Source organism: Bacillus sp. FJAT-45066 (genome assembly GCF_002335755.1).
Taxonomy (GTDB): Bacteria; Bacillota; Bacilli; order Bacillales; family Bacillaceae_I; genus Bacillus_CD; species Bacillus_CD alkalisoli.
This window is the reverse complement of record NZ_NISQ01000001.1, coordinates 3,205,379-3,219,027: the sequence shown is the minus strand read 5'-3', so window position 1 is coordinate 3,219,027 and position 13,649 is coordinate 3,205,379. Positions and strand designations below refer to the sequence as shown.

The window sequence follows — 13,649 nt, the reverse complement described above, 5'->3', positions numbered from 1 at the left end:
CTTACTGCTTGGTTTTATTGTACAATATGTGATTTGTCTGGTTTGGTGTTCATTAATCATGAAACGATTACTTTTCCTTCATTAAAGGCATTACTTCCATTGCAAATCGTTCCATCTCTTCTAGTTGCGGAGAAAATTGAAGCAACAATAAATCTACACCGACACGCTCATACTCTTTTATTTTTGAAGCAATTTGACTTGGTGTGCCAATTAACCCTGGTCGCAAGCCTCTATTGGAGACGGAATAATCTTGCAGTTTAATTTGTTGTTCTAACTGAGACTTGCTTGTAAAATCTTTAAACCCAGCATAGGCACTGGACTCTTTTACTTCCGTAATGCGCGCTAACTCTTGCTGCGCCTCTTCTTCTGTATCCTTACAGATGATGTATGCAGCCATGCCGAATGATTGTAAAGTTGCTTGCCCTGAGGACATCCGTCGATTTTTCATGTCATTTATTTTTACAGCCACTTCATCAACCGTTCCACCGTGCATCACATAAGCATCACACATACTTGTTATTACTTGCTTTCCTTTTTCACTTTCTCCACCAGCATATAAAATGGGATTTGGGCGTTGAACTGGCTTAGGAGCTAGCTTTGTGTTTTCAAGATGATAGTATTTTCCGTCATAACTAAAAGTTTCTTCTGTCCATAGCCCTTTTAGCACTTCAAGGAACTCTTTCGTTCTTTCGTATCGCTCATCATGTTCTGTAAAAATCCCTCCATATTGACGAGCTTCTTCTTCCCACCATGCGGATACGACATTTAGTGTAAAACGACCATTGCTTATTTGATCAATATTGGCTGCGGCCTTTGCTGTAATAGCTGGATTATGGAACCCAGGTCGAACGGCTGTCATGATCTCAATTTTCTCCGTTACTGCAGCAAGTGCTGCGGCAGTTGACCAAGCATCTAGACAGTCTTGCTCAGGTCCCTTAATATCGTTTAAAAAAAGCTCTGCAATTAGTGTGGTATCATACCCCCATTGCTCAGCTTTTTGAATCACTTCTTTTGCATACGTAAACGTTGATGGCATGTTTTCCTGTTCTACATTGCGAAGCCATCCACCGAATATAGGTAGCCAAAATCCAAATTTCATCCTAGTTCCCCCTCTTTTTCCAAAGCTTTTTCTATATATGCATACAGAAAAAGCCTCTCTCTAATGCATGAAAGATTAAAGGAAGGCTGGTTTAACTTGTGTTATCTCCTTATCTTTCAAGAACATTTGCATAATCTTGCTGGAATTAGCACCTTAAAATTAGGTTGCCGGGCTTCATCAGGCCATTCCCTCTGCCACTCTGGATAAAGAATATATCTAATTACAAGTAATCCTACCACAAAACTTGGTTTAAGGTAAATAATAAATACTCCCTGAACTTGCTTGTAACAAAATATTTTTACTACCGTCTAACTAATAGGAAAGGGTGAATTTTATGATTAAAAAAATGTTAATAATTGCTGCTATGGTTTTTATGGTGTTTTCATTGTTCGGCTGCAATACTACTGCCAATGATCGAGACGGGAAAATAGGTATTAGAGGAACTGTAACGGAGATATCGCCAGATGGGGAGTATGGTGCAATTCTTGTAGAAGGAAAAGTGGAAGAAGATACGGATTTTGATAAAGCAAGTGTACGTATTACAAAAGATACACTTATTCAAAAAGATGCACTTAGTAAGTTACATGTGTTCTCAGATATTCAAGTTGGAGATATGGTCGAAGTAATATTTGATGGTCCTGTTGCGGAGAGTTATCCAGTACAAGGAACGGCAAGTATTATTAGAATTATCACAGAAAAAAAGTAGACCCCGGAAGATAACATCTTTTTGGGTCTACTTTTTTTAAAATTACTGAACGTCTTTGTCAAAGTTCGGGCGAATTAAGCCTTCTTCTTCAAAAACATCGCCAATTTGCTCGTGGAAAGCTTCAAGCCTTTCATATTGAACTTTCTCTTCATCATCAACTTGTAAGTCGTCACCACGTGCTTCAAAATATTGAGCGAAAAGCTCTACTGATTCTTCTAATTCTCCTTTTACGCGATCGTCTAAATCAGAAGAAATTTCTGTGTTACGTAAGTTTTGCGCAACTGTGTTTGCTGCTGTTTTTGCTTCCTCCAAAGATGCACCTTCCGCACCTCTTTCGTATGCAAGTAATGGTTGAATGTCTGCACGAATTGTACGAATCATGTCCATCTGCACACCCATTAGTATTTTAAAATTATTTTTTTCCTCATTTGATGTTTCTTGTTCTGGTGGTGCTGATTCACCAGTATTTCCTGTTCCTTGTCCATTATTTGCGCCACATCCAACTAATAAAGCTGCAAAAAGTATAGATAACACTACCAAAAATCCATATTTTCTCATGTTTTCAAACCCCTTTTCCATTCTTTTTTTGTATAGTGTACCCACTTTTCAAGAACAAGTATATACTTTTACCAATTCACGTAATTATAATAATCTTTTCAAAATAGGGATTTTACAGAATGATAAAGTTTTTTCAAAATAATATTTTATTGTTGCATTTTAATTTATAATTTACTACTATAAAATGAATTACTTACTAGACCGAGTACATATCCAATGTTTGTTAGGAGCGTAAAAAATGAAATTATTAACCTTAAACTGCCACTCGTGGCAAGAAGAGAATCAAGAAGCAAAAATAAAGCATTTAGCCGAAACAATTAAAGAAAAAGCTTATGATGTTATTGCTCTTCAAGAGGTTAGCCAATCTCAGAATGGGCAGATTGTTTATGACAATGTAAAAGAAGACAATTATGCATACGTTCTGTTAATGGAGCTTGAGAAGTTAGGCGTCTCAGACTATTCATTAGTCTGGGACTTGGCTCATTATGGGTATGAAGTGTTAGAAGAAGGGGTTGCTATTTTAACAAAGCATCCTATCGTCGGCCGTGATTCGTTTTTTGTTTCTAAAGCAGAAGTTCCAACGATTTGGAAAACTCGTAAGATTGTCGGAGCGACGATTGAATTTCAAGGGGAGCCACTATCCTTTTATTCGTGCCATTTAGGTTGGTGGGGGGATGAAGAAGAACCTGCAAAGTATCAGATGGAACAGTTGCTTTCGAAATTTGATTCGAAGAAGGCTTTCTTCATGGGAGACTTCAACAATAGTGCTCATATACGAGGCGAAGGATATGATTTCCTTTTAAAAAATGGGTTCATTGATACTTATACTGCAGCCGTAGAGAGAGATTCTGGCGTAACAGTGGAAGGGAAGATTGCTGGTTGGGATGAGAATAAGCAAGATTTACGAATCGACCTTATTCTAACTAACTTTGAAGTGTCCGTTCAATCATCTAAGGTTATTTTTAATGGTGAAAATAAAGAAGTAGTCTCTGATCATTATGGGGTGGAAGTGGAAGTGTTGGTTATAGCTGGGTAAAAATGCAGCTGCAAAAGGTTAACGAATTTATTAAAGTTGCCCCAAAGAACTAACTACTACTTGCTCTTTGGGGACTCTTTCATGTCAAGTTCATTTTGGAATTTATCTTTGGTAAAAATGAACTTGGGAGCTCTCTTCATGTTCATTTTTGGTTTTTTATTTGGTGTAAATGAACGTGGGAGCTCTCTCCATGTTCATTTTTGGTTTTCTTTTGGTGTAAATGAACTTGGGAGCTCTCTCCATGTTCATTTTTGGTTTTTTTTTTGGTGTAAATGAACTTGGGAGCTCTCTCCATATTCATTTTTGGTTTTTTTTTTGGTGTAAATGAACGTGGGAGCTCTCTCCATGTTCATTTTTGGTTTTTTTTTTGGTATAAATATACTTGGGAGCTCTCTCCATGTTCATTTTTGGTTTTTTTTTTTGGTGTAATGAACTTGGGAGCTCTCTCCATGTTCATTTTTGGTTTTTTCTTTGGTGTAAATGAACATGGGAGCTCTCTTCATGTGCTTTTGGGGCCTCTCCCTTATATTTTATTGGGCAATTTTGTCCCCACCAAATTATTTACTGTTTACTAGCAGCTATTTCCCTAATTTCCGTTTGAATATGCTCTGTCCATTTATCAACAATTGTGTAATCCATTGCTGGTACGTATACTTCCTCTAATTTTTCATGCCATTCTTTCGCTTCAGCTAGTAGGGCGATTGCTTCTGTCATTGCCGCCTTGTATCTTGCACCAACACTGGCAATTTCTTTTTCATAACGCTCATCTGTCCCTTGGCGAATCGTTGCCTCGTACATATCGATAATTTCGTCTCCATCTCTTTCAGGGAAATATTCATGTGGAGCTGTACTATCAAAAATAGCAAATCCTAACTCTCTTATAATGACCATATCTAAGCTATGAGGATCAAACCCACAATGATATACCTCTGCGTCAAAACCGTTTGCTTCAGCATGCTTCACTATTTTTTTCAACATAGTAGATTTCCCCGAGCCAGGACGACCTTTAATAAAATAACGTTTTTCAAGACCATCTGTTAAGTTAGGTACAAAATCGCGAGCCCCTACAGGTGTTGCCGCGCCAAGGTAACGATGACGTACATCGGCTTTTTTGTCTAAAATTTTTCCATTAAAAAATTGTCTAATAAGATTGTTTGTTAATTCGTTTGCTTTTTCAAAATTCATATTATGAATGAAATATCTTTCCCATTCGTCGTGAATTTTGAGGGCCTTGTTGAATTTTGCGTATGCCGCGTCATATGCCGCGCTCTTTTTGTTTGCGAATTCTTCAATTAAGCTTCTACTCTCTTTTAGTTTGGAAGAGTCCCAAGCTTCACCTAAGTTCACGTATTGTTCTACCGCGCCAGGTGCCTTCGGTTCAATAACGTGCGGCGCCGTGCCGTCCACAATGCCTACACCTAATGCACGAATGATCACACCGTCTACGGATTGAATGTCTGCCGAACAGTGTAGCATCTCGATGTCATACCCTTTGTCGTTCCAGTAAGCTGCTACTTTTTTAATTAGGGACGACTTTCCTGTCCCTGGTCCACCTTTTAAAATAAACACTTTATCTAAGTTTTCAAGGTTTGAATCATACAAGCTATAGAAACCGCGCGCCGTGTTACCGCCAGCATAATAATTTAATACTTTTCCAGCCAAACATAACACCCCTTTGGTAGTTGGTTAGTTGGTTAGGTGTTAGTTGGTTAGGGTTTAGGAGTGGCTTTAACAACAAAGGGCTAACCAACAACCACTAACGCCTAACTAACTAATATAGGTCCACCAACATTTCTTATTCTTTTTAACATATGCAGGGAGGGTTGGTTAGGTGTATGCCTATTAGTTGGTTAGCTAGAGAGAATTTGGGGACGGGGGTGAATTTTTCATTTTTAATTAGTCCGAAGTAAAAAAAAGACTTTTTACCGGTTTTCTCAAAAAAGAAAAGCCCTGTAGAGCAATCTCTACAGAGCATTTTACAGTTGGTTTTCCAAATCCTAACCAACTAACCACTAACGCCTAACCAACTAATTCATTTCTTCCCCAACCCTAACTTCGCTAGCTGCTCAGCAAGCGCATTATTGATTGGCTCGTCGTTATTATTTTGTTTTAAATATTTATTCACATCACGCTTTGTCGCCTTTTGATTTTGGGCTCCTTTTCGCTTTTCTTGGAAAGTAGATAACTTCTCGCGATGTCCACACTTACAAGCAAAAATTTGACCTTCTCCCTCTCCACGTAACTCCAACTTTTTACGGCATTTCGGGCAACGTGCATTCGTTACTCTCGCTACATTTTTCTTATAGCCACATTCGCGGTCTTGGCAGACTATCATTTTCCCGTTCTTGCCACTCACTTCTAGCAATAACTTATTACACTCAGGGCATTTTCCACCTGTTAAATTATCATGTTTAAATGATTGGTTACTGGATTTGATTTCTGAAACGATTTCCTTCGTATAATTTCTCATTTCTGAAATGAACGCTTGTTTTTTCAACGTTCCTTTTGCAATCGAGCCTAACTTCTGTTCCCACTTCGCCGTTAATGCAGGGGACTTCAAGTCTTCCGGAACAAGCTCTAACAGCTGCTTGCCTTTAGACGTAATATGAATGTCTTTCCCTTTTTTCTCTATTAAAAAGCTATTAAATAATTTCTCGATAATATCCGCACGAGTTGCAACCGTTCCAATGCCGCCCGTTTCGCCGATTGTTTTAATTAAGTCCTTCGACGTTTCCGTCATGAATTTCGATGGGTTCTCCATTGCCGATAAAAGTGTACCTTCTGTAAAGCGACTCGGCGGCTTCGTTTCCCCACTTGTCATCAACACTTTCTGAATAGGCAACTTCTCGCCTTTTTCTAGCTTAGGTAACGTTTGATCCACGTCGTCCTCTTCCTCATCAACAAAGTTCCCGTAAACCTCTTTCCAGCCTGCACTTACAACCCTTTTTCCTTTTGCAAAAAAGTGCTCAGACCCAATGCGGGCCTCGACCGTTGTTTGCTCATACTCGAATGGTGCGTGTAGGACAGCCAAAAAGCGCTTTACTACCAAATCATATATTTTTCGCTCTTTGTCCGAAAGTTTTGCCAAAAACACAGGTTCTTCTGTTGGAATGATGGCATGGTGATCGGACACCTTTTCATCATTCACAAAAGACTTGTTTGCGCGAATTCCTTTCGCTAAAATCTTCTTCGCCACCATTGCATACGGCTTCACACTAATTGCATCTAATCGTTCCGCTAGCGTATCTACGATGTCAGTAGATATAAAGCGAGAATCGGTACGTGGATACGTTAGCAATTTATGCTGCTCGTATAATTTTTGCATGATGGATAATGTTTCTTTAGCTGAATAGCCGAAGATCTTATTTGCGTCACGCTGTAGTTCTGTTAAATCATATAACCCTGGCGCAAAGCTTTTTTTCAACGTTTTCGAGAGTTCTACTATTTCTGCTTGCTTCCTAGCAAGTTCTTTATGTAATTTTTCTATTTTCTCTTTCGAAAAAGAGCGAACATCCTTTGTTTTGCCATCTCTCCATTGCAGGAAGAATCCACTTTCATGCTGTGCTTTTAAGCCGTAATAAGGCTGGGGAGTAAAGGCCTTTATTTCCTCTTCACGCGTTGCAATCATCGCAAGCGTTGGTGTTTGTACTCGTCCACATGAAAGTTGGGCGTTATGTCTGGTTGTTAACGCTCTTGTCGCATTAAGCCCTACAATCCAATCCGCTTCTGCACGAGCTACAGCCGATTGGTATAAGTTTTCATAGTCTTTACCCGGACGAAGTTTGCGGAAGCCATCTTTTATTGCTTTATCTGTTACAGATGAAATCCATAGTCGCTTTACCGGCTTATTCACACGAGCTTTCTCGATAATCCAGCGAGCGACAAGCTCTCCCTCACGTCCTGCATCTGTTGCGATGATGATTTCCGTCACGTCTTTTCTTGTTAGTACACTTTTGACTGCGGAAAATTGTTTACCAGTTTGTTTCATAACGACTAACTTCAAGTCTGTTGGAAGCATTGGTAAGTCTTCGATCTTCCACGATTTATATTTAGGGTCATACGCTTCTGGATCAGCTAATGTCACTAAGTGCCCAAGCGCCCAAGTTACAATATATTCTTTTCCTTCAAAATAACCGTTTCCTTTTTGTCCACATTGTAAAACTCTTGCTATATCTCTACCTACGGAAGGCTTTTCTGCTAAAACTAATTTTTTTGCCATTCTAATTTTCCTTTCTACACTACCCATTTTCCTACTTCCATCTTTGCACAAAGTCCTGTTAGTTGCAACGAAAGGACAAACTTCTCCTATTAATTCCATAGCGTTTTTTCAATATTTTAGTCTAATAGCTAAATATAGGGTGATAGGAAGGATATAAACATGAGTTTATTAACTATAGATAAGTTTCATAGTTTTGGATATAGAACGTATACAATCTATTACACAGAAATGAGAAAGTCTTTTCAATACGAAGCGTAAAAAAGGACCTAGACAGTAATTAAATTGCCTAGGTCCTTTTCTATTAATCTAATGGTTTCGGATTATAGCTCGAACCAGTGAAGTCTGTTAAGTCACATACTGCTTGCCAAAGCTGTGGATAGAACTCAAACTTTGCTCCTCTTTCTAGCATTTGCGCTGGTACTCCTTTTAAGCTCTTTGTGTTTAAACCAATCATTCTGCGCACTAGTTGAATATGGTTGTGTCGGAACGTTTGGAAGTTCTCATCAAAGTATGTTAATTCTTGCATTAAGTCGAACAGCTCTGGTTGCTTGCTAGCTTGTTTGTGCAATTCTAAAGGGGTTAATAAATGTTCGTTTAGTAAGCTTTCAAACGGCTCCCATAGCGTTGGACCCATTTTCAAAATGGCATTAAACCCTGGTGAATCTTGACCGCTCCCACGTCCTAACGCTAGACGAATGGTATGATAATCCATCGGGCTTATTACTTTCGTCATATCAAATACAGCTGGTAAATGTTTTACGTGCATGTTGATACGGCGAAGTTGATCTGTTGCTTTTACTACCTCTTTTTCTCGCATCAATCCGTCTGCTAGATCAATGTATTGAAGTATTAGCTTGAAGTGCAGTTCCGCGATTTGGTGAACCATTTGAAATGTTAATTCATCGTCACAACTTAATGCCGCTCCTTCTTTTTGTAAGCTTAGAAGCTCTTCCGTACGGATATATTTTTCATAGTCTGTTATTGGTTTTCCAGTCATTATGTATTTCCCCCGTTTTCCCCTTAAAATGTAACCCCTTACATCCTATGTTACTCAAGTAGGCGGAAATGTGTCAAATGAAGATTTTGTATTATTCAGAACGCCCCTTGGAAAGTTCATTAATACTAACTGTTGATGATAGCACGAGTCACTCGCTTTCCGCGGGCGGTCACGTGAGCCTCCTCGACGCTATATTAGCGCCTGCGGGGTCTCACATGACACGCTGTTCCTCCAGGACAAGGAAGGCTTCGTCAGCGATATATCGCACGAAGGAAATGCGGATGCATTTTCGAGGAGTCTCATGCCTCGTGCTTTCATCAACTTTGGTTGTAATAATATATAAAAATTACTAACCTATCCCACTGAAAACAATCCAGTTCATTATGAAAGAAGTGATTTATGTATCCATATTGCGGCTTGAGATCCTTCTCCCATTGCGATGGTTACTTGTTCGGAATGGGCGACAACGTCTCCTGCTGCCCATAAGCCGTCGACGTTGGTCATTTTTGTTCGTGGGTCGACTACAATATGTTTGTTTTCTAGTAACTCGACACCTAGCCCCTTGGCTAAATTTGATTTCACTTCGTTTTGGCCGTAAGCAATAAAAGCTCGCGACGCTTCTACTTTTTCACCATTTTTTAATAACACTCCTTGAAAATTAGCTCCAGCCGCCAAAACTTCTTCTATAGCTACATTTATATAGGCGATATTTTTAGTTTTCATCTGCTCGAGAAGTTCTTGTGAAACATCTGTTTCCTGATCGTTTATGTAAATAATTTCGTTTGACCAATAAGATATTGTTAACGCCATGTTGGCGCCTGTATTGCCAGCTCCTAAAACGATGGTTCTCTTATCTTTAATTTCATAGCCGTCGCAATCTGGGCATACGTATACCGTTAAACCTAAACACGGACGGATGGCTGGGTAAGGTGGGATGTTGTCCATAACGCCGGTAGATAATAAGATTTTCTTCGCTGCGTAAATTGCTCCGCTTGCTATAGTGACAAAAAAAGTTGCCGGCATTTTCTCAACAGATATTACTTCTTTTTGTAAAAATTCTACCCCGTAGCTTAATGCTTGCTTATAACCTTGTTCTCTTAAAAATGTTCCACTGACGCCGTCAGGCCAGCCTAAAATATTGTGGTAGCTATGGCAAATGGATGATCGGCCATTGTTGTTGTCGATGACTAACACTTTTCGTTTGTAACGCCCAAGTTGAATGGCGGCTTGTAAGCCTGCAACGCCCCCACCAATTATAATACAATCGTATATCAACGTTAATTTCCTCCTAGTTTTTCGTTGTGTTTATTGTTTGTAGACAAACTTTTTTTTATGAAAAATGTTTCATCGTTGGTTATCCGGGTACTTGTACTATCAAGGAGGCGATATTAAATGAAACCAATTTATAAGGAATTTCATAATGATGAGGAAGCAGTACATGCTATTGATTCTTTAAAGCTCAAAGGTGTCCGTGAAGATGATATTTTTGTTGTTACGCATGATAATGACCGTACGAGTCGTATTGCCGACAACGCGGATGCCAATACGGTAGGTGCGAAAGAGTTAGGTTTAGATACTTATGTGAAAAATGTGTTTCGAAGTAAGGGCGATGAGCTACGTGCTCAATTCTGCGAATTAGGTTTTACCGAACCTGAGGCGGAAGCACTAGAAGAAAAGCTAGATCACGGTAAAGTTGTTGTTGTTGTAAAAGACCAGACCGTTGCTAATAGTTTCTATTAAACCAAATAAGCTTTTTAAATTTTTCTCTAACCCCCCTATTAAATATAAGGAAAGTCACTCGTTTAGAGTGGCTTTTTTGTGTGTTAATTGGAGATGGAATTATTACAGGAATGTTAAAAGTGCCAGGCACCTTTAACATTCCTGTAACATATTGTCTATTTCTCGGGAAATATGTCTTCGATTTCCTAAGGTAGTGTAAATTCTGTAGCGACATCCTGATGAAATCTTTCTTTGAATATAAAAAGGTTACGTTTCTTGTCATACCAATAGTCTTGTGCCCATTCTTTATGGTAGGTTGCAATTTGTTTAATAGCATGAACAAAATAGTGTATTTCTTCGTTTTTCATCGTAGGGTGAATAGAGAACCTAACCCAGCCTGGCTTTTTCGATAGGTCTTCCTTTTCCAACACATAATAGGCTATTTCTTCTGAAGATTTCTGGTCAATATTCAATAAGTAGTGTCCATATGTCCCTGCACATGAGCAACCACCTCTTACTTGAAAACCGAAACGGTCATTGAGTAATTGTATGACTAAATTATAATGAATCTCTTCCATCACAAACGAGACGATTCCTAATCTGTCCTTGTGGCCTTCCTCAAGAATTTGGACGCCTTTTATTTTCTTTAAAGAATTTAGCAGTATCGCAATAAGTTCGTTCTCTCTTTTTCGGATGTTTTCCACACCCATCTCTTCTTTTAATTTAATGGAAAGTGCCGCCCTTATTGCTTGCAAAATTCCTGGTGTTCCTCCATCTTCTTTCCTTTCTATATCATCTACATAAATGTGCTTTCCCCACGGATTTGTCCATTTTACCGTTCCTCCACCTGGATGGTCTGGGGCTATATTTTTACACAACTTTGAATCAAAGACTAACACACCACTAGACCCAGGACCTCCTAAAAGCTTATGAGGAGAAAAAACAATCGCATCCAGCTTTTCCATAGGATCTTTCGGGTGCATATTTATTTCTACATAAGGAGCTGACGCTGCAAAGTCTACAATACATATTCCGCCATGCTCATGCATGATTTTAGCTAGATTATGATATGGTGTTACAATTCCTGTAACGTTTGAACAAGCTGTAAATGCTCCTATTTTCCACTTTCTTGACTTGTACTTTCCCTTTAGCTTCTTTATTAAAAACTCTGTATCCATCTGGCCATCCTTAGTTGGTGGTACGATTATGACATCTGCTATCGTTTCGAGCCATGTTGTATGATTGGAGTGATGCTCCATATGACTAATGAATACGACTGGCTTCTCATCATTGGGAATGTCTACTTTTTCCCTCCATCCTTCAGGTATTCTTAGCCCTAAAAGTCTTTGAAGTTTGTTCATCACCCCTGTCATTCCAAATCCGTCTAATATTAATACATCTCCATCATCTGCATGAACATGTTGCTTTATCGTTTTCCTTGCCTCTTCGTACGCTTCCGTCATGAACGTTCCACTTACATTAGACTCTGTATGTGTATTTGCCATATTAGGGCCAAATGTATAAGTTATTTTCTTTTCAATAGGTTCGTACAACCGTCCGCTTGCTGTCCAATCTGCATAAATCATCTTTTTCCGTCCATATGGAGTTTCATAATGATGATGGATCCCTACAATGCCTTCTCGAAATTTATCAAAGTACCTTTCTAGCTGTCCATCATACCAATATATATTTGATCCGATTTTTGCTCTTATCATTTTATTCCACCCTCGTTAGGCATAACTGACTGTCAACATTATATGTAAAAATGAGATTGACGCCACTGCCTAAAAAAGTTTACTTGAAATACTTTTTTTAAAAAATAGCTATGTTAAAGCTTAGTATTGATAAATATATACCAATACCTGTTGATTTCCGTGCAAGGCTGAGACTCCTCGAAAATGCTACCGCATTTCCTTACGAAGGATGTATCGCTGCCGTAGCCTTCCTCGTCCTGCGGGAAAAGCGGGGAGCGGGAGACCCCACAGGCGCCTGCGCCGAGGAGTAGGTTTTTTCACGACAGTGAAAATAACCTTCCTTTTTACCGCCCGCGGAAAGCGAAGACTTGCACGGAAATCAACAGAGAACCTTAACATAGCCAAAAAAATAAAAAAAGCAAGGTTTCCCCTGCTTTGATGTTAGAATGATTGACTTGCAAATATACAATCTATTAATGCTGGTTGCTCAGATTGTTTGTATATAATCTTTAGTTTTGCTCCAGAGATGAGCTCATAGTTTTGGGCAGTACCGTAAGCAACGCGTAACACGATTGGCTCCTTCAAGCCTTCTACTAAAAATTCAACAGAAGATTGGTCTACTACGCCAACAACTTCAGCGTTCGCTTGTACTAAGCCTTTTCCTTTAATAATTAGCTTTTGACCTATAATGACATGCTCTTGTGTCATTCCATTCACATGCTTTAGCTCTCCAGCTGTTGTTTGATATCTGCGCGCGATGCTCCAAAGCGTGTCTCCCGGTGCTACTGTATAAGTTGCTTGCTCCAACGGAATAAGCTTGCTAGTGGTTTGCGTTACACTTGTGGAAGTTGGCATCACTTTTGTTGTCCCACTAGGAATTCTTAACGGTTGACCTGCAAAAATAGTATCTTTATCTAGTTTATTTTCATTTTTTATCCTTTCTACTGACGTTCCAAATTTTCTAGAAATAGAGAATAACGTTTCACCTAGTGAGACTTTATATGATTGTACTTGTACAGAAGTACTAATTTGTAAATTTTGACCCTCTACTATTCTGTCCGAAACTAGACCATTTGCTTGTTGAATAGCTGAAACAGCCACACCATATTTTTGAGAAATAGAAAAAAGTGTATCACCCTTTTCTACCTTATGTATTACATTTTGTGTATTTCTTTGATGGCTAGATTGGGAGTTTTTTTGCGGAATAGTTAAAGTCTGTCCAACTTTTATGAGGTCAGATGATAGCTTATTCGCTTGCATAATTTCAGTTACAGACACCCCATATCGATGAGAAAGGCCGAATAACGTTTCGCCACTTTGAACTTTATGTACAAGTTGGAAGGCCGCTTCTTTATTTGTAACATTTACGGTGATAAAAGCACTAGTAGCTAAAGTACCTGCTAATATATAACTAGCCATTTTACGTTTTTGTACTTGTTTCTGATCCCTTCTTTCCTCCCTAATGCGCTGACCTCGCGTTTTTGCAATGACAGTTAATTCTTTGTTCATCGTCCTAAATCCCCCTGTTAATTCCACAATTTGGTGTTATAAGAAACTTTTGTCGAAATCATCAATTATTTCGTGCCTGATGTCGATTTTCTTAGGGTGAAAAAAATAAACA

General features: G+C 38.9%; 11 protein-coding genes and 1 riboswitch. Of the genes, 3 read left to right on the top strand and 8 right to left on the bottom strand.

Features of this window, described 5'->3' with window-relative positions; all coding sequences use genetic code 11:
- Positions 1–67 precede the first annotated feature (67 nt).
- Positions 68–1,099 (bottom strand): LLM class flavin-dependent oxidoreductase, encoded by a 1,032-nt coding sequence (locus CDZ92_RS16305; protein WP_096156273.1) that lies wholly within the window; start codon positions 1,097–1,099, stop codon positions 68–70.
- A 106-nt stretch (positions 1,100–1,205) separates the two neighbouring features.
- Positions 1,206–1,309: riboswitch (SAM riboswitch) on the bottom strand.
- Positions 1,310–1,433: 124 nt separating this feature from the next.
- Between CDZ92_RS16305 and CDZ92_RS16300 the strand changes: the two genes are divergently transcribed.
- On the top strand, positions 1,434–1,805 hold the full coding sequence (locus CDZ92_RS16300; RefSeq protein WP_096156272.1) for a DUF3221 domain-containing protein: 372 nt from the start codon (positions 1,434–1,436) through the stop codon (positions 1,803–1,805).
- A 42-nt stretch (positions 1,806–1,847) separates the two neighbouring features.
- Here CDZ92_RS16300 and CDZ92_RS16295 read toward each other — a convergent pair whose 3' ends face one another.
- Entirely contained in the window at positions 1,848–2,363 is a 516-nt protein-coding gene (locus CDZ92_RS16295) for a hypothetical protein (RefSeq protein ID WP_096156271.1), read from the bottom strand.
- Between the two features lie 238 nt (positions 2,364–2,601).
- Between CDZ92_RS16295 and CDZ92_RS16290 the strand changes: the two genes are divergently transcribed.
- On the top strand, positions 2,602–3,399 hold the full coding sequence (locus tag CDZ92_RS16290) for an endonuclease/exonuclease/phosphatase family protein (protein ID WP_096156270.1): 798 nt from the start codon (positions 2,602–2,604) through the stop codon (positions 3,397–3,399).
- A 561-nt stretch (positions 3,400–3,960) separates the two neighbouring features.
- On the opposite strand, the gene CDZ92_RS16275 is transcribed toward CDZ92_RS16290, so the two are convergent.
- From CDZ92_RS16275 to CDZ92_RS16260, 4 genes are all read right to left on the bottom strand, one after another.
- Positions 3,961–5,061 (bottom strand): PRK06851 family protein, encoded by a 1,101-nt coding sequence (locus tag CDZ92_RS16275; protein ID WP_096156267.1) that lies wholly within the window; start codon positions 5,059–5,061, stop codon positions 3,961–3,963.
- A 370-nt stretch (positions 5,062–5,431) separates the two neighbouring features.
- Positions 5,432–7,618: a DNA topoisomerase III gene (locus tag CDZ92_RS16270; RefSeq protein ID WP_096157037.1), complete on the bottom strand. Its 2,187-nt coding sequence runs from the start codon at positions 7,616–7,618 to the stop codon at positions 5,432–5,434.
- 301 nt (positions 7,619–7,919) lie between these two features.
- Positions 7,920–8,615, bottom strand: coding sequence for a tryptophan 2,3-dioxygenase family protein (locus tag CDZ92_RS16265; RefSeq protein ID WP_096156266.1), 696 nt, complete (start codon positions 8,613–8,615; stop codon positions 7,920–7,922).
- A gap of 381 nt (positions 8,616–8,996) precedes the next feature.
- On the bottom strand, positions 8,997–9,890 hold the full coding sequence (locus CDZ92_RS16260; RefSeq protein ID WP_096156265.1) for an NAD(P)/FAD-dependent oxidoreductase: 894 nt from the start codon (positions 9,888–9,890) through the stop codon (positions 8,997–8,999).
- Positions 9,891–10,007: 117 nt separating this feature from the next.
- Here CDZ92_RS16260 and CDZ92_RS16255 point away from each other — a divergent pair, with 117 nt between their 5' ends.
- Positions 10,008–10,355: a general stress protein gene (locus CDZ92_RS16255; protein ID WP_096156264.1), complete on the top strand. Its 348-nt coding sequence runs from the start codon at positions 10,008–10,010 to the stop codon at positions 10,353–10,355.
- A gap of 185 nt (positions 10,356–10,540) precedes the next feature.
- Here CDZ92_RS16255 and CDZ92_RS16250 read toward each other — a convergent pair whose 3' ends face one another.
- Both CDZ92_RS16250 and CDZ92_RS16245 read right to left on the bottom strand, forming a co-directional pair.
- Positions 10,541–12,049: an aminotransferase class V-fold PLP-dependent enzyme gene (locus CDZ92_RS16250; RefSeq protein ID WP_096156263.1), complete on the bottom strand. Its 1,509-nt coding sequence runs from the start codon at positions 12,047–12,049 to the stop codon at positions 10,541–10,543.
- 420 nt (positions 12,050–12,469) lie between these two features.
- Positions 12,470–13,537 (bottom strand): muramidase family protein, encoded by a 1,068-nt coding sequence (locus tag CDZ92_RS16245; protein ID WP_096156262.1) that lies wholly within the window; start codon positions 13,535–13,537, stop codon positions 12,470–12,472.
- Between the last annotated feature and the right edge of the window lie 112 nt (positions 13,538–13,649).

Bases quoted from the DNA above. Each gene is read 5' to 3' on its own strand.
- CDZ92_RS16305 (WP_096156273.1), bottom strand. From the start codon at position 1,099: ATGAAATTTGGATTTTGGCTACCTATATTCGGTGGATGGCTTCGCAAT.
- CDZ92_RS16300 (WP_096156272.1), top strand. From the start codon at position 1,434: ATGATTAAAAAAATGTTAATAATTGCTGCTATGGTTTTTATGGTGTTT.
- CDZ92_RS16295 (WP_096156271.1), bottom strand. From the start codon at position 2,363: ATGAGAAAATATGGATTTTTGGTAGTGTTATCTATACTTTTTGCAGCT.
- CDZ92_RS16290 (WP_096156270.1), top strand. From the start codon at position 2,602: ATGAAATTATTAACCTTAAACTGCCACTCGTGGCAAGAAGAGAATCAA.
- CDZ92_RS16270 (WP_096157037.1), bottom strand. From the start codon at position 7,618: ATGGCAAAAAAATTAGTTTTAGCAGAAAAGCCTTCCGTAGGTAGAGAT.
- CDZ92_RS16265 (WP_096156266.1), bottom strand. From the start codon at position 8,615: ATGACTGGAAAACCAATAACAGACTATGAAAAATATATCCGTACGGAA.
- CDZ92_RS16255 (WP_096156264.1), top strand. From the start codon at position 10,008: ATGAAACCAATTTATAAGGAATTTCATAATGATGAGGAAGCAGTACAT.
- CDZ92_RS16250 (WP_096156263.1), bottom strand. From the start codon at position 12,049: ATGATAAGAGCAAAAATCGGATCAAATATATATTGGTATGATGGACAG.
- CDZ92_RS16245 (WP_096156262.1), bottom strand. From the start codon at position 13,537: ATGAACAAAGAATTAACTGTCATTGCAAAAACGCGAGGTCAGCGCATT.